Annotated in this window: 1 protein-coding gene; it reads left to right on the top strand. The window is 38.3% G+C overall.

Features of this window, described 5'->3' with window-relative positions:
- Positions 1-163: 163 nt before the first annotated feature.
- Positions 164-360, top strand: a 197-nt coding sequence (locus AAOP42_RS00090; RefSeq protein WP_349526415.1) for a PfkB family carbohydrate kinase, incomplete at its 3' end; no start/stop codon positions are given.

The following is a 360-nucleotide window of genomic DNA, read 5'->3' as shown; positions in this document are numbered from 1 at the left end:
TCTATTTGATTTAAACTAAGCAGTGACCTAAGTTTACCCTCGGTTGGCCTAGGTCGGTTTTTATCTTGTTTCACAGCAGCACAAAACAAACTTATGCCAACCAAATTTCCCCCTTAATCAATCAACCGTGATAATGTCTATTGACCAATAAAAGATATTTCGTATGATGAATGTATTAGTATTTGGTGAGATACTCTGGGATATTATAGAGGAAAAAAAGCATTTGGGAGGAGCTTCCTTGAATTTTGCTGCACACTGTGCCCAATGCGGTCAATATGCAGGAATGATTTCCAGTTTGGGACAAGATGAATTGGGAGATCAGGCACTCGAAATGATCAAAAAGCTTAAAGTTGATACTGC

Source organism: Reichenbachiella sp. MALMAid0571 (genome assembly GCF_040151475.1).
In the GTDB taxonomy this organism is placed as follows: Bacteria; Bacteroidota; Bacteroidia; order Cytophagales; family Cyclobacteriaceae; genus CAXBNB01.
The sequence above is the reverse complement of the archived record's forward strand: the minus strand, read 5'-3'. Positions and strand labels throughout refer to the sequence as shown.